Raw genomic sequence first — 21,736 nt, 5'->3', positions numbered from 1 at the left:
ATAGGGTTTATTACACAAACCGATTATATCAGCTATTGGAGAAAAAAGAAGGAAAATCGATAGAATAGACAACCTGTAATGCATCGATTGCAAGGGAAATTAAACATCCAGTTTCTAATCTGTAAAACTGGATGTTTAAAACAAGGAACAATGATATGTTCTTATTCCTCAAATGACCTATAATTACTGACAAATGGTTTCGGTTTCACTTTGTTCCAATGTGTAAAACTTTGCAATTTTTCTAAGCAGACATAATCGTTAATCGTATTGAAAATAGCTTCTAAAAATAGATACTCGCTGCCATTAAGAATTTTACCGGCAAATGACATCAATTCCCTGTTATCCCAACAAACATGATCAATATTGTAAATGAACAAATACTTCATGTTTCCTAAAAAGTCATCATAATTTTCATGGTTGAACATGCTTATCAATATGGACAAGAATAAGGGGCGGGCAGTATGTCGGTTGGGAGAAGGTATGCCTATCATAAGCGATTTTGATATCAATGTTTTTGCTTGCGAAAAATGGCCTTGTATTAGCTTGAGTGAGGCATAGTTGGCCAAGTTGGCCGCGTCCCAGGGCGCCATAGATTGTGCAATCTGGTAATATTCCTCCGCTATCTGAAATTTTTTTCTCACATTTTGAAGAAAGAAGGCATAGTTCCCATAAAGAACACTATTGGTTTGATCTAATTTTAAGGCTTTCAGATATAGTTCTTCCGCTAAGTCGTCCTGCTTTTTAATACTGGTAAGTAATAGGGCATAGTTGCTTAAATATGTTGAACAGGTAGGGTACAGCTCCATTACTTTTTTATAACAGTCCTCAGAGCGCCTAAAGTCATTCAGCTTATTTTTAAATAACATGGCATAATCATTATATTTCCCTGCTTTGATATTTTTTGATTTAACCGATTCCTGTATTTCGTGGTTGAAATAATTGGATAGTTCTTTGTTCGCCCAAAGGTATCCATCGCATTTTTGTTGCGATTTAAGCAGGAAAACATAACTCAGCAGCATAATCCTGTATTTATAGTCGTACTTGGTCTTTCTATTTTGCAATAGTTTAATGTACACCTTAATAAACTTCATCTCTTTCATTCTGTTACGGGAGGTGTGATAATAGAGGATGAGTTTTTCTATGGCAGATTCGTACATATTAAAGGAGTTGCGGGGATATGCGCTCACCTTGTCCAATTCTTTCAGAACAATGTATTCCGCTTGGTCGATATTGTTTAAAGAAAGATTGCAAATCGCATTGGCTCCAACGGTTATAACATAATTTTGGTGTTCGGGAGAATATACCTTCTTAAAGCCCGCATATGTTTTGTTGAAGTAGTGAATGGCTTCGCCAGGCTTATTGGCATAATACAATAATTGTCCCATGTTATGCAAACTCTCAAGCATTAAGGTGTGGTTTTCTTTTAAGATTTGTTTTCGTATCAACAATCCCTTCTCGCAATACTCAATCGCTTTAGGAATGTCTTTGGTGTAAAAGGTGGCGAGTCCTAATATATCATAGGTATTAGCCACATAGTACTGGTTGTTATATGGTTCGAGATAGGGGAGGGTAGCTTTTGTGCATTCAATAGCTTTGGCACCCATACCCATCTGAACGTGGTAATTGGCAATATTTAAATGGGCCGCTATGGTTAAAATGTGTTCTTCTCCTAAAAGTATTTGCCGAATATATAATGCGCGCTGCAAGTAATTTTCGGCTCTGGAAAATTCATTGTTGTCATTATAAAGTAATGTTAATCCAAGTTCGGTATATAGTTGCGCAAGTTCCAGCTGGAATTGGGTAGCGTTTTTTTCCATTTCGCGGATGATAGGATTCAATAGTCTTATGGCTGCCTGGTTCTCGCCTTTTTTCCGGAGAATCTCAGCTTTGCGTGCAGTTAAGTTAGCCGTAAAAAGAAGGTTGTCGGGAATAGCTTTGGCCATTTTTTCTGCTTGCCTTACAAGCTCCATTCCTTTCGATAAATTTCCTGAATAAATCAGATAGGTAATAACACGTTCACAAACAGTTGTAAAAGAGGTCTTGGTGGAATCAGTATAAATATAGTTCTTAATGTAAGATCTTGTTAGTCTTGTTAGTTTTTTATAATGATACCATGAGATATTGTTTTCTGGGTTTATGGGTAATACAGACTCAAGAAAACGGCCTAAAAACATGGATTTCCTGTCGTCCATTACCCAGTTGTCGTTTGCTGCTATTTTCCATGATGTTCCAACCTCAATGATCTTACCTTCCTTTTTTAAATATTCAAGAGCAGCTAAGATCTCCTTTTTTTGTATTTGGACATTAGAATCGTGTTTTTTTTCAACCAGGGCCCATTTAATGATGTTCAGCGATTTATCACTTAATACTATTTCACATGGAAGTGCAATGGTCTTTTCAAATGAGAAGAAGTGAAATACTGATGCTGCGTTTTGTTTAATTTTGGTTCCCATTTTAGTGTGTTTGAAGGTTTGTAAATCCTCTACAGCCTGGAGGTACATAATGTATTTGTCGGAGTGGGTCAATTATACCGTTTGTATAATGATAAGAACTTTATTTATTTTGAACGGGTATGGTCAAAATAAAATGCCAGATCGCAAGTGTTATCGAGACTCAAGAGAATATCGTTGCAGATATTATAGAATTAATTTATTCTACAGATTAAAGAATTTCTCGCCTTCTGTCTACCAGATCTCGTAGTTCGATCAGCATATACTTATTGGTCTTAATAGCCATTTTAAATACATACTGTTCGGTCTCGTCAAGATATCTCGATATTTTTTGTTTGGAGTGCGTATCGCGATGCAAATCAGTTAGGTTACTGATCCTGTCGGCACATTTTAGTATTAAGGCATTTTTTGAACCGTGATCTAGAACCCGCTGAAGATATTGCGGTTTCGATTCGTGCTTTAATCGCGTTACTTCAAGAATAAGTTGTGCAACTTGCTGGCTTTCTGAATCTATTTGTTGAATCTCCTCAACCTTAGTGTCCGGACGCTCTTCAAGTATATCATGTAATAGCGCCGCTTTAAGTAATACACTATCATTATAATATTTATAGTCCAATAAAATTCCCAGCGTGGCAAAGCTATGCCTGAATTGGTTTCCGCCCACCTTTCGTTCCACACCTATCAGGGTGGTAGCTTTCAGTATATAAGGTGCAAGTTCTAAATTTCTTAATGTCTCCAGATCGCTCATTTTTTTGTCTCCTCAACCTAAAATATCACCTTACCTATATCAGGTAACTGTCCGTAAATAAAAAAATAAGTCCCTATCCTGAAATAATCAATGATTACTCAGGATGATGTTCCATTCTTCAGAAAATTTGTGCGAAACCATAAAAATACAAAATTCGTGCGAGAATAACTGGATTTTTTTATTGTTTTTGATGGCTTTTAAATTTGTCAAATGGAAAATATATAATCCACACGGGATGGGTTTAAGCCTGCTTGGCAGTCGATCTTCATGACAATATTTTTAAATTTTCAGGATTAAGAATCGGAAAATATGAAATAGATTACAGTCGTAAAGTTGGGGTTCAATTTCAGCCATATCACATTTTATATAGCCAACTTGGCCTATAAATCAGTGTGCAAGTTTAAATATTATTAACACATGATATCTTTTATGATTATCCATCTCCGAATTTATTTCAGATAGGGATCCTCCTTCCACCCCACCTGCCCTGCAACATTAATGGAGTTTGTGCTACCTAACTATTTGCTCCCTGCCAGCGGCTGGGAGGCGGATTTGTCGGTTTCGCTTTGTGACATTATTTACAGATCAAACTTATAATTGGTTTCCGTTATCGTTAAAACATACTCGGAACTATAAAATTAAATCATGGTGGATAGTTTGGTTACTAACTTTAAAAGGTGGGTAAAAATAATAAACGGGAGGGTGAATATCATTTAATAGTAGAAAATAGCCAATAAAATCGTATAATATTACATGTAAGAAAGTCCCGTATTATAATTTATTGCAACATTAATAAGTGTTGGGATACAACAAAATTCAAACCCCACCAAAAATATTCAAGTATCTGTATGAGAGTAGAATATGCGTATTGTGCAATATTCCAGATTAAGTTTATGTTAGTGAATGTCTAGTTGTGTTTTACATTCATCTTGTTATTGTTTTTTGTTCTGTTTTTCTGGTTTTACGACTAAAATTCTACCACCGACTTTATAAAAAAAATTCCCCTGTATTACACTTGGTTTAGTATACTTTTGAATTGTTAAAAAGTGTCTATGAATCAAAACGAAGTAAAATGATATTTAAGAGTGGTTAATAAAGGATTTGGTGATCAGTAAAAATTTAGAAAGCAACAAGAGAACCTTAATAGTAATTTATGTAATATGAAAAGCAATTTAAACTTAGCACAAATACTAAAGCGGATGCACATTTTGTTAATAATGTTGGCATTTGCTACGATTAGTGTTTTTGCGCAAAAAACTTCTGTGAAGGGTATGGTTGTCGATGGTGATGGACTGGGAATACCCGGAGTTAATGTATTTGTTAAGGGTACAACCATTGGTACCATTACCGATTTTGACGGAAACTACACGCTGTCTATCGATAAGACAGAGGGTACTACCTTAGTTTATAGCTTTATTGGCTATAAGACGCAGGAAATTGTTGTGGGGCAACAATTAATAATCAACGTAAAAATGGTTAGCGACACCGAAATCCTGGAGGATGTTGTGGTAGTAGGTTATGGTACCCAAAAGAAAAAGACCGTTGTAGGTTCGGTTGTACAAACAACAGGTGAGGAACTATTAAAAGTAGGTAACGTAGCCTCGGTTAGTGAAGCCTTGGCAGGTATGTTACCTGGTGTTTCTACCATGCAGGCTTCTGGTCAGCCGGGAGCAACCGAATCTACCATTCTTATTCGTGGTCAATCGTCTTGGGTAAACAATAGCCCGTTATTTATGGTGGATGGTATTGAACGTGAATTTAACGACCTCGACCCTAACGAAATCGAGTCGGTTTCGGTATTAAAAGATGCCTCAGCAACAGCTGTTTATGGGGTAAAAGGTGCCAACGGAGTAATCCTTATTACTACTAAAAGAGGACAAAAAGGTAAACCCAAAATTACCTTTACTGCCAACGAAGGTAGAAAAGTACCGGTTGTAAATACCGACTATATGGCTCCTTTTGCTGATGCACTGGAGTATTATAATATGGCGGCCATGTCGGAAGGAAGTTATAACAAGTTGCAGCCACAGAGTGACATTGATGCTTGGAGAGATCCAAACAGGGATATGGACTTTTACTCTTACACCAACTGGATTAACGAATTGATAGGAACAGGTGTTGCACGTTCTTATAACTTAAATGTATCGGGAGGTAACGATTTTGTAAAGTATTTTACCTCGTTAGGGTATAACTACGATGGTGATATGTTTGATCTTGAAGAACAACCATATATCGATCCCCGAACTTACCAAAAGAGATACAACTGGCGTAGTAACCTCGACTTTCAGTTTACTAAAACAACTAAGTTAAGTGTAAATGTATCAGGAGACTTCAAAGACTGGCACGGTAACAGGATTTCTGCAGATACGCCATTAGGATTTGACCAAAATGGTAATTGGATGTCGTCACTGTATAGCCAGGTGCAGGTAGGTACTCCCCCGGTTTTAAGTACCGGAGAACTGGGCGTTGGTAACAAAGCACAGGACTGGCGTAGCCATAACTATTTAGGTATGATGGAAAGAGAGAGTGAAAACACATTACGCTCAACCCGTTCTAACGTGGATGTTCAGTTTACGCAGGAGTTTCTTCAAAACTTTACTTTTAAAGCAAAAGTAGCTTACGATTACAGGGAATCGTATAGTGGTTCCATCACATTAGATCCTTTGTATTATAGGACAGATTACCGCTCTGGTGAAATATGGCAATTTAGTGACGATGTGGATGAAGTAGAAGGTTTACCTAATGTAAATAATGAATCACTAAGTTCTTATGGTAACTCTGTTTATTATGAGGCATCTTTAAATTATGTAAAAAATCTTGGAAGCCACGATGTAAGTGCATTGGCATTATTTAACAGGCGTAAAGCGCAAAACGGAATCAATTTCCCAAGATATGAAGAAAGCTGGGTAGGTAGATTAACCTATGGGTTTAAGGATAAATATTTATTAGAATTTAACGGAGCTTACAATGGTAGTGAGCAGTTTGATTCAGGTTACAAATTCGGTTTCTTCCCATCGCTTTCTACAGGTTGGGTAGTTTCTGAGGAAGCTTTCTTTAAAGATAATGTACCTTTTATCAATTTCTTAAAAGTAAGATATTCCTATGGTATTGTGGGTAACGATCAGTTAGGGGATGCTAACCGTTACCTTTACTTTTCAGCGTATGATTCTCACTCTGCAAATAATCCGGCTCAACACTGGAGTTATCAAGGCCACCCTGGTGGTTATGGTGGAACGGACAGTGAACAGTACCTGGGTACTTTATATTATGAAGATACTCCAGCCAACCTGGATGCTAAATGGGAAACAGCTACCAAGCAAAACCTAGGTATTGATATAACTGTATTAAATAACAAATTGAAAGCAAATCTTGATTTGTTCGATGAAAAAAGGGTTGACATTTTGATGCAACGTACATCCCTTCCAACGTGGTATGGTGGTAAAACACCATGGGCAAACATTGGAGAAACCAAAAACCACGGTTTTGATTTGGAATTAACATGGAATGACAGAATTGGAGATAACATGCGTTACCGTTTATCTGCAAACATTTCAATGAGCGAAAACCGTATTATTGAAAGAGATGATGCGGCGTTTGAACCTGAATACCAAAAGCAGGCCGGAAAACCAATTGGTTGGCAATCGGGCTTGCTAACAGATGGTACGTACAATAGTTGGGATGATGTATATATTGGAGCGCCTTCTGACTACACAAGCGGCTTGCGTCCAGGGGATTTCCAGTTTGTGGACTACAATGGCGATGGAACCGTATCTAACTTAGACAGGGTTCCTATCGGAGAACCTTCGTATGCTTCCAACTCATTTGCTTTTAATGCAGGGTTTACATATAAGCAATGGAGTATATCTGCAGTGTTTAATGGTGTGTTTAGTATATCTAAAAATTTAATAGATAATTATCTGTGGGAATACGAAACATCAGGTGGTGATTTAGCTTTCAGAATACTAAACACTGAGATGTTGGATTATTGGTCTTACGATAATTTAGATGCTTCCCGTCCTGCATTACGAACTACGGACAATAATCACAATTCGCAAGCGAGCACTTATTCTCGAAGAAGTAGTGATTTTATTCGTCTTAAAAACTTAGAGTTGAAATATACTTTCAACAAGAATACCTTGGCTAATGTAGGGTTAATAAAAAGTCTGGAGATATTTGCTAATGGAAACAATTTGATTACATGGCAAAAATTACCTGATGAGTTTGATCCTGAAGCAAGAAGTTTGGCGGTATATCCTATTGCAAAACGATATAATGTTGGTTTAAGGGCGTCATTTTAATAATCAAAAAAAGAGATAAAATGAAGATAAAATATTTTAAATATTATACAATCATCTGTCTTTCAATGTTGTTTTTTGCTTCGTGTGAGGATTACCTTGAAAAAAGTCCTGATATGGGACTGACGGCAGAAGAGGTATACTCAGACTATGTTACCTTTGAAGGCACGGTAGATAGAGCTGTTGGTTTATTACATAACTATGTATACGATCCTTATGATTATGGTAGTGAGGTGGGCGTTTTTTCTGATGAGTGTCAGATAGTGAAATCAAATAGTATTGAAACAACTGTAAATGCTGGTAACTGGACTGATTTTAGTGGTTCAGGTATGAAATGGGACATGGGAATTGGTGAATATTCCAGTACATCATCTTCTGATGAGTGGGCTTATCGTTGGCATTGGCGTGAGGTTCAGGCCGAAGCGGTTGTTGGTATTAGATCGGTAAACTTAGCTCTTGAGAATATGCATTTATTGCAGAGCTTCCCCGAAGGATCGAAATACACACCCGAGGAGTTAAGAGCGCAATTAAAAGGACAATGCTTTTTATTGAGAGGGTGGTTCTATTTTATGATTATCCGCGACTATGGAGGAATGCCTGATATGAGAGCGTCATATTCAACAGATGAAGATTTTGATGTTATACGTCCAGAGTATCTAGAGTCTCACGAGTGGTTGATTCAGGATTTAGATAGTGCTATCCATTATTTACCGGAAGATTGGTTGGATTCTCCAAGTGAGGTAGGTAGAGCCACAAAAACAACAGCCCGTGCTATCAAGTCAATGGCGTTGATGTATGCTGCCAGTCCTAACTACAATATTACCAGGGCCGAAAGTTTAGGTTTCTCTGGCGATCCAATGTCAAAATACAACAGTGATATAGCTACTCAAGGTTTGGCTGCTTGTGTTGATGCTATTACAAGCGCCGAAAGTCATCCTCGTTATAGAATGTATTCACAGTCGGAATACACTTTAAATTTCCGTCAGCAAAATGCGGATGGTAAAGGTTTAAGTGATGAGGCAATATTCCAGCCCGCTATCAGACGTGTTACTGGAGGTAATATAAATGGAGCCGGAATGTACTTGCCAAGCTGGGATGCTTCGCAGGACTGGGCCAACTTTAGTGTACCTACGCAGAATGCTGTAGATTGGTACGAAACTGCTGACGGTTGGGAATTGGGTGATAACTGGCATCTGGGTTCTGGTGATGCGGAAGATAATTCTACTGTTTGGTCTAAAGATGATCCTTATGCAAATAGAGACCCAAGGTTAAAAACCTTTGTATTTACCCATGGCGACAATATGTATATTGGAGATAAGGCCATTGATAATACGGCAAACAATAATCAACGCAAAGGTTTACCTCCAGTTTGTTTGGTAGACAACCCTAATGGAGCACACTATGTTTACGAAACCCAAAAAGGTTGGAATCATACCGGATTTTACCATGCAGGAAAATACCGTCACCCAGGAGCTAACAGAGCTAATAACACAAGTGGTTATGTGCGTATATTCCCATTTATCAGGATGGCTCAGTTATATCTTGATTTCGCAGAAATGGCAAATGAGTTATATGGTCCAACAGGTGCGGTTCCAGGTATAAGTGTAGCTTCAGGTGTAACCAGTGCACAGAGTGCTATTAACTACGTACGAGCAAGAGTTGGTATGCCTTCAGTACAAGGCAAGTACTTAGCCAGTACCGAGGTTTTTAGAGAGTATATTAGAAAAGAACGCGCCAGAGAGTTATTCTACGAACAACACCGTTGGTGGGATTTAAAACGTTGGAGAACTGCTCATACTGAATTATCTAAAGGTATTTGGGTAGCAGATATTGCTGAAACAGGTGGTAGCTATTCTTATAGTAAAAAGCTATCTGGATATGAAAGAGTATTTGAAAACAGAAATTATTGGTATCCATTTCATTCTAATGACATGAACCTTTTCAAAAACTTTGAACAAAATCCGGGATGGTAATGGTTTACGGATGTAATATCATAGAAACTAAGAGAGTAAACGCAAAAATCATTATTGATGAGGGTTTATTTACAGTTTCATTAATTACCCCTGAAAATAATTAAAACATATGAAAAAGTATTTATTAATAATATCAGTTTTATTGCTCTCCAATTTGTTGGCAGATGCACAAAACGACTCCACAACGGTTAAACCTAAGGAAACGGTGCAACTGCCGTATGCCGAAATCGAAAAGGAGAGAGTAGTTGGAGCAGTTGATGTAATACAAGGCGACGATATTAGACGTTCGGGCGAGTACCGTGCGAACAATGCCTTAGCCGGACTTGCTTCGGGAATGTACGTATTAAAAGGTGCCGGGCAACCTGGTGCCAATTGGGCTACATTGAGTATCCGTGGTCGCTCCAGAGGGGGAAGAAGTGATTCCCCAATGGTTGTTGTAGATGGTATCCCTAACAGGGATTTGGATAATATTCCAATGGAATCTATAGAAACAATTCAGATTTTAAAAGACATCACAGCTAAAATGTTATATGGTAGCAATGCTGCAAATGGTGTTATTTTGGTAACCACAAAAAGAGGTTATGTATCAGAGCGTAAATTATCTTTCTCGGCAGAAGGTGGTATTAAGTCACCAACGGCTCTTCCCGAATATTTGGATGCAGCTACTTATGCCGAAGTATTTGATAATGCCTTGGTAAACGACGGCGAAACACCATTACATACACCTGACGAGTATGACAATTATAGAAGTGGTGAATATCCTAGAACTTATCCGGATATAGACCATTACGATATGTTCCTGAAAGATTTTACCGATTACCAACGTGTAAACTCTGTATTAGAAGGAGGGGATGAAAAAACCAAGTACTTCCTGAACATGGAGTATGTGAGAGAATCGGGTTTGGAAAAAGTAGGTGAAAACAATACGTATAATATTATAAACCTAATGACCAAACTAGATTATGAAGTAAACGATGTTATCAGTGTTAGTTTGGATGTGGCAAGCCGCATTGGAATTAGAAACTATGCCCGATTAGGTGCAAATGATATGTTTACAGATTTATCTTCTCAACGACCTAATGATTACCCAATGTTTGTTACTGCAGATGGTTCCGAACATCCTGATTCTTTAGGATATCACTCAAGTTATAATAACATCTATGGAGATTTAACCAGATGGGGATATAGAGACAATCGCGAATTTCAGGGTCAAACTACCTTTGGTTTACAATTCGACCTTGATAAATATGTAGACGGTCTGTCTGGAGGTGTTTCTGTTGGTTTTGATGCTTATCGTTCTATTACAAAAGGTAAAAACCTACAATATTCAAGATATAACGTGGTAGATGAAAACACGCTTGAAGAAATTGGTGATAATGTACCTAGTGGTAACGAAGGAAGATATAGTGACGACTTCAATAGAAATATTGTAGGAACAGCTTATTTAAACTTCGACAAGGTTTCAGGTAAACATGCCATTACTTCAAACCTGGTTTATTCGGTGCGCACCTTGGCACAAAAGGTAACATCTTCGTATCAGGGGGGAGTTCGTCAGGATGACAAGAATATTAACCTGGGTTTAAGAGCTAACTACGCATTTGATAATAAATATGTTGTTGAAGCTACCTCTTCGTTAATGGGCTCAGATAAGTTTGCTCCAGGAGAAAGATATGGTTTGTTTGGTAGTGCAGGGGCAGGATGGATTGTTTCAAACGAGGATTTTGCGGCTAACCTTTCTTTTATCAACTATTTAAAAGTAAAAGGTAGTTACGGTGTTATGGGCTATGACCGATATCAGTGGGACAGCGATAATAACAGCAGTAACAGTTTTGAATATTACCGATATATTGACGAGTACCAAACAGCTGGTAGTGTGAGATATGGAGAAAACTTCTCGGCATCAGCTACCAAATATGGTGTAAGGTTAACATCGGTAGGAAACCCTGATTATACCTTTGAAAAAGCCAGGGAATTAAACATTGGTGTTGAAGCTACTCTTTTTGATCATGTTTCATTGGAGTTCAATTATTTTGATGAATTCCGTTATGATATGCCAACTTACCTGAGCAGCGTGGTTCCGGGTTATTATGTAAGCATATCCCCTAAAGGTAACTATGAAGAACTGTCCAACAAAGGAGTTGACTTTCAACTTGAGTACAAAAATACCATTGGAGATTTACATTACAGCATTGGCGGTAACTTCATGTACTCAGAATCTAAATGGGAACAATTGGATGAAATTAGCCAATACGACCATTTGTTAAGTACAGGTACCGAAACAGATGCTATCTGGGGATGGGTATACGAAGGTGCTTATACGGCCGATAATCTTTTTGGCAATACCGTTACTTCAACCTATACCGGAGACCGTGGACTTATTGAAGGCGATCTTATTTATAAAGATGTCGTGGCTGATGGTTCTATCGACGGAAACGATAAAGATATTATTGGCAACAGTTTCCCTCGTATTAATTATGCACTTAACCTGGATTTAGAGTATAAAGGTTTTGAATTATATGCTTTAGGACAAGGTGTTGCAGGCTTGGATAAAATGTTAACCAATTCTTATTATATGCCTTATGGTAGCCGTAAGTATTCTGACAGGGTACTTCAAGAAGGTTATCCAACACTTACTTCAAAAAACAGTGGTCATAGTTTTATGAACTCAGCCTACTGGATGGAAGATGGTTCTTACTTTAAATTAAGAGTGTTAGAATTAAGTTATATGTTACCAGAAGGTTTGGCAAATAAAATATCAGCCGATAAGGTTCGCTTTTATGTGAAAGGAACAGACTTGTTCGCCCTTTCAAATATTGAGGATCTTGATCCTGAAGATACAAATGCCGGTGTAACCAGATACCCAATGTTTACAACATACTCATTAGGGTTAAAAGTGACATTTTAATTAAAAATTTATTCTTATGAAATATTATTCATTATTAATAATTGTAACATTGTTGCTGTCATCTTGTAGCGAAGAGTTTTTAGATCCAAAGCTTTCTACAAAAATGACCTACGAGCAGATGTTAACACAACCCGATAGGATTGAAGGACTGGTAACTTATGCATATACCAGTAGTTTTCCGCAAACACTCGATAATATGGGTGGAGGTTTTTTAGACTGTGGAACTGACAATGCCGTGATCAACCAGGAAACTTCGAGTATTTATAAAATCTCGGCAACACCTGGATATCTTACACCTAATACTACTTTTTTAGGTACCTGGAATAGTTATTTCGAAAACTTAAGGACTATTGATGAGTTCTTTGAGATTGTTACCGAAAACGATATTGTATTTAAAAAGTCGAATGAAAACGACAATACAGTATTTACCAACAACCTGTATGGTGAAGCCTATTTTGTAAAAGCATGGAATATGGCTGAATTGTTACGTAGGTTTGGTGGGGTAGATGTAAATGGCGAGTTAAAAGGAGTGCCAATTCCCGAAGGGGAAGTTAATGTTGATAATGTTGAGGAACTTCCAAGAGAGTCATACGACAAGTGTTTGGAGTATACATTAGAAGCAATAGATAATGCGCTACAATATTTACCTGAAAGGTGGATTGCAGGTGGTGAATATAAATATACCAACACTTCTGAAAATTTTGGCAGGCCAACACAAGCAGCAGCTTTGGCTTTAAAATCGAGAGTGTTGTTATATGCAGCAAGTCCTGCTTTTACAGTAGGTTTGTCCGACGATGTAAAAAGACAACGCTGGTTAGATGCAGCTAAAGCTGCCAAAGATGCCATTGATTTTGTAGGCGAACTAGATGATATTTACAACAGTGACCTGGGAGAGTATTATAACAATGCGTTAAATCCTGAGTTAATTCTTACACGCATGGAGGGAACCGCAACCAATAGAACAAGGGAGCAAACCCACTTTATCCCTTCTTTGTTTGGAAATGGAAGATGCAACCCTACCCAAAATTTGGTTGATGCTTTCCCAATGAGCGATGGATATCCGGCTGGCATGTCGCCAACCTATGCATACGATGATAACTTTTCCATGTATCAAAACAGAGACCCACGTTTTTATGCTACGGTATTGTACAACGGAGCAACGGTTACTTATGGAACTTCAAAAAACAGTACTGTAGAAACTGCTGTTGGAGGGAAAGATACCCCTGATGGCCCATTAGGTCTTGTGACAAACACTACCAGAACGGGGTATTACTTACGTAAGTGGATGAGTACTCAGGTGGATTTAACAAGCGGTCAGCAAGAGAACGATTACCACTATGCTGTATATTTCCGTAAAGCTGAAATGTACCTGAACTTTGCAGAAGCCATGAACGAAGTGGTCGCTTTGGGTGGACAAACTGATGTAGAAGGTGCTACTGCTGTAAGCGAAATCGCAAAGGTAAGGGACAGAGCACTTAATTTAACTGATGATTCTTATTTAAATAGCATTGCCGGAGACCCTGCAGCTTTAAGAACGTTAATAAGAAACGAACGTAGGATTGAACTTTGTTTTGAGGGACACCGTTTTTATGATGTACGTAGATGGAAAGAAACATTGAACCCAACCATTTATAAGATAGAAATTAACGGAAGTGTTTATTCCAGAAATGCAATGTATAATTTGGCGTATGACCCAAATAAGTTCTACTTACCGATCCATCAAAATGAGATGAATAGAACAACATTGATTACTCAAAATGAAGGGTGGGAATAATCTTAAATTTTTAAAGATGAACAAAATGAAAAAATTATTTATAGCAGTAGTTGGTCTTATGTTCATGTTAACATCTTGTTACGATGATTACAAGTTTGACTATGAATATACTTCAACATATTTTTCATACCAGTATCCTTTGCGTACCCTTGTTGTTGAGGATGAAGAGGATTTAACCTTTGATATTGGCGTAGTGCTGGGTGGAAAACGGAGTAATGGTACAGAAGAAGAGGTTACTTATTCGATAGATGCTTCCCTTTTGGATGAATACCCTGATTTAAAGTTATTGCCTGCCGACCGTTATAGTATATCTGGGGTAGAAGGCAAAATTTCAATCCATTCAGGAGAGCAAGTTGGTAGAGAAACCGTGACCCTTGATAAAGAATGGTTTTTAAGCCAGGAGGATGCAGTTAACAAGGTATATGCTCTACCATTAAGGATAGTTGATCAATCTACAGATTCGGTAACTTATGACAAAGATTACTCTATTATTGTAGTGCGTTACTATAACGAGTTTCATGGTTTGTATTGGTTAAATGGTGCTGACGAAACTTACGACTTTTTAGGTGAAAATGTAGAGAGTCAGTTTATTTATACCAATGACGATGCAGTAATCCAAGGGTATAAGCAGCTAATGCTAACTACCAATGGTGAAAATACCATTAAAGCAGAGTATACAGGTATGAACCAGATAGCTCCATATGCTATGAACTTAACCATTCGTAAGGATGATGGTTTAGTAACTATTACACCTGATGAAGAATCTCCGATTACCGAATTAATTGGTAGTGGTTACTACGATGTACTCGACAGAAAGATGTATTTAGACTATGATTATTATGATTTGGATGAAAATGATAATGTAATCAAACATAGCGTAAAAGATACATTGATATACATTGATACTCCGTTGGATCTTGAAATGTGGCAGTAATTGCATTTTACTTAAAAAATAGAAAAATGAAAAAGTTAAATTATATACTTTATATGTTCTTCGCCATGTCGCTGTTATGGGTTTCTTGCGATGACGATGATCCCGTAAAGGAAGAAGAAGAGGAAAAAGTAGTAGACTATGGTGACGTAGATGCTCTATTTGAAGCCAGGCTAATAACCGGAGAATTGATTACTGAAGTTGATATGGGTGAAACATTGAACCTGTCAGATATCAGTGCCGGTCGCCCGGATAAAAGGGTTTGGACGGTTACCAGTGCCGATGGTAGCGTAAACCTAACCATGGATGATGCCAAAGTGCAGACTTTTTATTTCCCTGTGGGAAATATGACTTATGATGTTAAGTTAGCTGTCGAAAGAACTTCCGATGGCCAAACGGATGAGTTGATTGTTGAAGATTATATCCTGGTTAACCACGTTGATGTTACGGCTGATTTTACAGCAAGTGCTGGAAATGATGATGAAGGAGCTGGCGATTTTGCGGTTGGTAGAGGAATTTCCGTAATATTCCTAAACAAATCTAAAGGAGTTGCTGATCAGTACGCCTGGGAGTTTGAAAATGGAACTCCTATAACATCTGATGAAAATCATCAAGAAGTAATGTTTAATAAAGACGGTTTGTTTGAAGTTAAACTGACTGCTACCAGATCATCAGATGGAAGTACAAGTGAGGTTATTAAGATGGTTAGGGTTATTCAGAAATACATGGAGGTTGAAGAAGCTTGGGTAGATAACAGAACCGTTACGGTTACTTACGACCAACCTGTTATGGAAGATCCTTCGGTAGCTAAAGACGATATTTCGGTTGAAATTCTTACAGCAGCTGGAACTTCTATAAATGCAGGAATTGAATCTATTGCTTCTGACGGAAATGTTTTAACAATCACTTTAGATAAGGATACCTATCATGATGATGCGGTTAGACTACATTACAATTACGAAACAGGTCATTTAGTTTCAACTGACCCCGCTTATATTGCTCGTAGTTTAAATGGTTATGGTATGCTAGTTAAAGGTAATGTATTGAATTCGGGTACTTATGATTCAAGCTTCGAAACACTTACTGATTCTAATTTAAAAAATACCGGATGGGTAGCTGCTCATGGTGGTTTCAATCGTACAATTAACGATGAGGTTGCATTGGCAGGTTCTAAATCAATGTATGTTGAAATTGGTGTTAATGCAGGAAATACAGGAATGGATTTCTACCAAAACAAAGTATTCACAGGTATTGACGAAACTCAAAACTATTACTTTGGTTACTGGGCTTATGTAACTGAAATAGAAAACACAATGACTAGTACACTATGGTGGTTGAACAATAACGATTGGAGCGGCAGTAGAAAAATTGGTTCTATTACAGACGATATTGCTGTAGGAGAGTGGAGATTTATTATTGGCGATGCACCAATTTCTGCCAGACCAGCTAATGCGTCCGGAGAACAAAGGCTTCTTGTGCGTTTACAAGGACCAGGAGGAGTTTGTAAGTTTTATATGGATAATATGGTTTTATTCCCAGAATCTTCATTTAGAAAACGTCCATAATTATTATTTCAAATACTTACTGAGTAAATAAATTAGAGGGAATCTTTTTAAGATTCCCTCTTTTTTAAAAAATACAACATTTTCCCTACTCAACTCGTAAAAATACCCCCTCTTATTTATCTGCGATTTTGTGTTTCTTGCAAACATCTTAAAGATAAATCTACAAAATAATGAAAGGATTAGGAATATTAGCATGCCTGCTTTGCGGGTTTGTTTTACAGCGCGTGCATAGTCAGGTTAAAGTAGAAGTAAACCTGGATGTAAAGCACAAATTAGGTGATGTCGAGACTTTTGAACGCCGGAAGTTTGTGAACTTCCATGGTACCATAGAGCAGAACAACTGGAATACCGACAATAAGATTGATGACTTAATTGGCGATTTGCTAGGTGATAGGGATGTATATGTTGGACGAAATACCGGAACCATAAAATGGGCGCTCAATAATAATGTAACGGAAGACCCAGCACGCCCCGGTTTTGCCGATCCGGCCAGTATTGCCACCCATGGTCTTAATAACCGCAATAGTTATGCTGCCAAAACCTGGGCACATACCTACGAGTACCTGGATTATCAGATTCTCTGTAATCAGATATTTCCTTTTTATCCGGACGGCAAAACAACAAACAAAGGCTGGGCTTTTTCGCAAACAGATACAGAGGCAGAACCTTTTGGAACAGCTTCGGGAGAGTTTCTGGGCCGTTATATCCAGGAGTATTATGGTACAGGAGGAACAACAGGACAAAAAAAACCTTCTTTTGTGGAAATAACCAACGAACCACTTTGGGATTTGGTAACGGTGGCCGATGAACCCCATGACTTAACCAAAATTTTTAATTTTCACTCCACCGTAGCTAAAGAGGTACACAAATATAATCCTGATATGCAGGTAGGAGGTTATTGTGCAGCCTTCCCCGATTTTGATATGGATAATTTTCAGCGTTGGCGCGATCGTGATCAGCATTTTATAGATGTTGCCGGAGCTGATATGGATTTTTATACTATACACCTTTACGATTTTCCTTGTATTGGAGGTAAAGCCAAGTACCGAAAAGGTAGCAACATAGAAGCTACCATGGATATGATGGAGCAATATAGTTATATGACTCTAGGGCATGTGAAACCATTGATGATATCGGAATATAATGCACAAACGCATGATTACAATAAACAAGCCTGGTCGGCATATCGCGATTGGTTAAAAATGAAATCAACCATTTCAATGATGATGCAGTTTATGGAACGCGCCAATAACATCAACTATGCCATGCCTTTCTTTATGCTAAAATCGGAATGGGCCTATAATGCGAGTGTTGGTCCTACATCGGTACATGGTGCCCGTATGTTGCGCAGAGAAAATGAGCCAACAAGTTATACAGGCGATTTTGTGTATACCGAAGCCATTAAAATTTTCGACTTGTTGAAAGATGTAAATGGTACGCGCGTTGATTCCAAATCGAACAATATGGATGTTCTTTGCGATGCATACGTAGAAGGAAACAAGGCTTATGTTCTTGTGAATAACTTAGATTTTATAGGGCATACATTAAACTTGGAGATTAGTGGTATTGATGCCACTCCAACCAACATAGAAACAAGACATTTACATTTACAAGGTGGTGTTGGAGGTATTCCAAAACTGGATATTGAACAAGTAAATGATTTATCAAATGGTGTAACCTTAACCGCTGAAGGAACATACCTTTTTATATATACCTATGATGAGGATATTACCATTGACAAACTATCGGAAGAAAAGAAATACTACGCAGACACCTACCTCCAGGAGATTTATTCCAATAATCCTATCACCTTTAATATTAATGGGGTTGATAAAGGAACCTATGGTGAAGCCATGTTAAGGGTTGGTGTGGGTAGAGATCATGGGAAAACATTAAAGCCTACCATTACTATCAATGGTAAAACAATTTCGGTACCCACCAATTTTAGAGGAGGACCGCAAACCGACAGAGATAACTTTTTTGGCGTATTGGAAATACCCGTTGCTCTTGCCGATTTAGATACCGATAATGAGGTTGTAGTTACTTTCCCCGATTATGGAGGTTATATAAGCACGGTAACTATGCAGGTGTATAATTTTAGTCACGATTTCAGACCGGAAGATGTTTCAATCGGAAAAAAAAATGAATACAAGAGCTTAAGTATTTTTCCCAACCCGGTTAAAGATGAATTTACAGTATCAGTAGAAAATAGTGCCAATAAGTACGATTTGAGGATGTATAATATGGCAGGTAATAGAGTTTTTGAATTCATAGATTTAAGGGGGGAACAGACTTTTAATGTAGGAGGACTACAAAAAGGAGTTTACATGGTAACATTAACAGGAAATGAAATAAAAAGAGTTGGAAGGTTAGTGGTCATTTAGTAATCTCAATTAAGTAATTGATTTCTTTCCATACCCAGAATCATTAACTAAAAAGGTACCTGATTTTCAGGTACCTTTTTAGTTAATGATTCGAATTAGTCCTGATAACATTTCAATTCAATTCACAAAAAGACCCATATTACAATGATTTTACCCCCTATGCATCGTTTATATACAACTTCACCGCTTCATATATCATAAATACTCCCTTATCTGATTTTTTAATTGTTTGGATATTTGTTTGTAGGTATTGAAAATAAAATCAAGCAGGTTATGAATCGATCTAAAAAATTAAAAGCTCCGCTTTTTTTGATATTGTTATTATGGATGTCAGGGACGGTATATGCGCAAACTACCCATCATGTTTATTCAACAGAAATTCCATGGTTGAATGAGGAAGTAGAAAAAGAAAATGACAAAGTGTACAGTATAAGTGAAGCAATCGACAATGCTTCGGAAGGAGATGAGATTGTTGTTCACGAAGGTATTTATCGCGAGAAAATCAGCGTAAATAAAAATAATTTGATCATCAAGAATTTTGAAGATGATTACGTGCTGGTTACGGGAACTGAAATTGTAACCGGATGGGCAGAAGCAACTGGTATGGCAAGTGGCATAATGGAAGCTGATATATCTGGCTTTGATATGGAAACGGATTACACTCAACTATTTGCCAACGGTAACTCACAAATGATGGCACGCCACCCCAACAACAAAATCGGTAAAATGATGGAGGTAATGGATGACAACGGTGGTTATGCTCCTTTAACCAATGTATATAAAAATGAAGGAGCCAATGCAAGCGGTTCTGCGACGCTGGAAGGGACGCCGTTGCCTAATGTGAGTTTAACAGGAGGTGTTTTTAGGGGAATGACCGGTAAAATGAGGAATTACGTATATGGAACAATTACAGGTTCATATGGCAACACGGTAACCTTCAATGCCATCAATAATGGAGTATGGAAAAACCAAGCTGCCATAGCAAATACCTACCATAAATATAGTTGGGGTTATGTATTGCATAAAAATCTGATTGATACCTATGGCGAATGGTATGCCGAAGGAGATAAACTCTATTATAAGCCGTGGCCCAATGAGCCCATAGAAGATACCCGCATAGAAATCCAGGTGAGAGAAAGGGTGTTGGTGTTGAACAATACTTCAGGTGTAACCATACAAGGCATTCAGTTTATGGCCGGTAATGCGGATATGCAAAGTACAACAGGTGCTACAATGGAACAATGTAGCATGCGCTATTTATACCCATTTTGGACTCCCAAAGGATATGGACAGGGTGATTCTGACCCCAAAGGCGTTTATCTGAATAATAGTTCCAGCAATACTTTTAGAGATATGTATGTAGGACAATCGTGGGGTAATATGTTTGCCTTAAGAGACGGGCAAGACAATAGCTTTGAAAATTGCATGATCGAAGATTTCGGTTGGGTAGGTATTTTTACCTCGGGTATACACATTAACAAAAGCGATAATACCAATATCAACAACTGTACATTTGGTGATGCCGGTAGGTTTCAGATACGTATTGATGGAGGAGATGCCAAAGTTAACATCATGGATTGCGATTTTTATGGTTCCATGAAAATGGGTGAAGATGCAGGGCCTATTGAGGCCACCAGTACAGGAAAAATTGGTGCCATTGATTTGAGAGGGAGTGTGATAGCTTACAACAAAGTACATGATGTGGTAGGTGTGCCTGTTTCCGACGGAGGTTATAGCAGGGTGAAGGCAACTGCTTTTTACATGGAAGATGTTCAGAATTATACAGCACACCATAACCTGGTTTATAACATTAAACACGATGTGTACGATGGCCCTCACGAGGTTGAGCGTGTGGGTGAGTTTCTTTATTTAGGACCGCGCTACAATGCCATGCACCTACCTGTAAATTATTATAACAATACCATTTGGAATGTAGATGAGAACATAGGAATCTGGAATATCCGTATCGATAACTGGGAGGAATTGGGAATAACGCCGCCCGATACTACCGGATTGATTGAAGATGGTCATTTTGCCAACAATATTTTTATGAATGGCCCTGGATTTGGATTGAATTATAGCAGTCAGGTGTTAACTAGCACAGGAGGAAAAGTGTCTTGGGCAGAAAGTCCGGCGGGATCTAGTATTTCCACAGATGATTTTAACGCATATGTTGCACATTGCGCCAATTGGGGATATCATTTTAACCCGGAAAACAACCAGTTCTACGATTTTGGCACAGCCAATGCAAACTTTGTAGATGCCCCTAATGGAGATTTTTCTTTAAAAGCGGGGTCCTCCGCCATTGGAGCGGGAACATCCCTTGAAGGAATAACCAGTTCCGAGACGCCCGATTGTGGAGCATTGGAAGGTAGTGACAGGGTTTTAAACGCGGGAGCCACTTTAGCCATGAGTGAGTTTAAAGAAGTAAAAGCTTTGGATACCGCAATAGGTGATAAACCAAGCTATGATAATGTATCGTTATTCCCTAATCCGGTTATGGATATCTTAACCCTAAGAACAGAGAAATTGGTTTCAGGCGATGTACAGGTTTCTGTGTACGCAATATCCGGTAAAAAGGTCATGGTAAAGAATGAATATGAAAACGGAAATGAAATAAAGTTGGATGTGAGTACATTGCCCAAAGGCATGTATTTTATATCTACGGATAAATTCTATCATAAAAGGTTGGTCTTTACTAAGCAGTAAAT

The 21,736-nt window shown here is 38.0% G+C and carries 10 protein-coding genes; 8 read left to right on the top strand and 2 right to left on the bottom strand.

Annotated features, from left to right (window positions below):
- Positions 1-161: 161 nt before the first annotated feature.
- A complete protein-coding gene (locus ACRD64_RS00860; RefSeq protein WP_430931253.1) occupies positions 162-2,453 on the bottom strand; it encodes a tetratricopeptide repeat protein in 2,292 nt (763 codons plus the stop codon).
- A gap of 208 nt (positions 2,454-2,661) precedes the next feature.
- Positions 2,662-3,198 carry an HD domain-containing protein gene (locus tag ACRD64_RS00855; protein WP_430931252.1) on the bottom strand — a complete coding sequence of 179 codons (537 nt, stop codon included), beginning with the start codon at positions 3,196-3,198 and terminating at the stop codon, positions 2,662-2,664.
- Positions 3,199-4,397: 1,199 nt separating this feature from the next.
- On the opposite strand from ACRD64_RS00855, the gene ACRD64_RS00850 reads away from it, so the two are divergent.
- The 8 genes from ACRD64_RS00850 (at position 4,398) to ACRD64_RS00815 (ending at position 21,734) form a co-directional block, all read left to right on the top strand.
- Entirely contained in the window at positions 4,398-7,496 is a 3,099-nt protein-coding gene (locus tag ACRD64_RS00850; protein ID WP_430931251.1) for a SusC/RagA family TonB-linked outer membrane protein, read from the top strand.
- Between the two features lie 20 nt (positions 7,497-7,516).
- Positions 7,517-9,466 carry a RagB/SusD family nutrient uptake outer membrane protein gene (locus ACRD64_RS00845; RefSeq protein WP_430931250.1) on the top strand — a complete coding sequence of 650 codons (1,950 nt, stop codon included), beginning with the start codon at positions 7,517-7,519 and terminating at the stop codon, positions 9,464-9,466.
- A gap of 109 nt (positions 9,467-9,575) precedes the next feature.
- Positions 9,576-12,371 carry a SusC/RagA family TonB-linked outer membrane protein gene (locus ACRD64_RS00840; protein ID WP_430931249.1) on the top strand — a complete coding sequence of 932 codons (2,796 nt, stop codon included), beginning with the start codon at positions 9,576-9,578 and terminating at the stop codon, positions 12,369-12,371.
- Positions 12,372-12,387: 16 nt separating this feature from the next.
- Positions 12,388-14,145 (top strand): RagB/SusD family nutrient uptake outer membrane protein, encoded by a 1,758-nt coding sequence (locus ACRD64_RS00835; RefSeq protein ID WP_430931248.1) that lies wholly within the window; start codon positions 12,388-12,390, stop codon positions 14,143-14,145.
- Between the two features lie 25 nt (positions 14,146-14,170).
- A complete protein-coding gene (locus tag ACRD64_RS00830; RefSeq protein ID WP_430931247.1) occupies positions 14,171-15,079 on the top strand; it encodes a DUF1735 domain-containing protein in 909 nt (302 codons plus the stop codon).
- Positions 15,080-15,105: 26 nt separating this feature from the next.
- On the top strand, positions 15,106-16,641 hold the full coding sequence (locus ACRD64_RS00825; RefSeq protein ID WP_430931246.1) for a PKD domain-containing protein: 1,536 nt from the start codon (positions 15,106-15,108) through the stop codon (positions 16,639-16,641).
- A gap of 170 nt (positions 16,642-16,811) precedes the next feature.
- Positions 16,812-19,025: a T9SS type A sorting domain-containing protein gene (locus ACRD64_RS00820; RefSeq protein ID WP_430931245.1), complete on the top strand. Its 2,214-nt coding sequence runs from the start codon at positions 16,812-16,814 to the stop codon at positions 19,023-19,025.
- A gap of 273 nt (positions 19,026-19,298) precedes the next feature.
- Positions 19,299-21,734: a T9SS type A sorting domain-containing protein gene (locus tag ACRD64_RS00815; RefSeq protein ID WP_430931244.1), complete on the top strand. Its 2,436-nt coding sequence runs from the start codon at positions 19,299-19,301 to the stop codon at positions 21,732-21,734.
- Positions 21,735-21,736 lie beyond the last annotated feature (2 nt).

This window comes from Saccharicrinis sp. 156, from assembly GCF_050589685.1.
Classification (GTDB): Bacteria; Bacteroidota; Bacteroidia; order Bacteroidales; family Marinilabiliaceae; genus Saccharicrinis.
The sequence above is the reverse complement of the archived record's forward strand: the minus strand, read 5'-3'. Positions and strand labels throughout refer to the sequence as shown.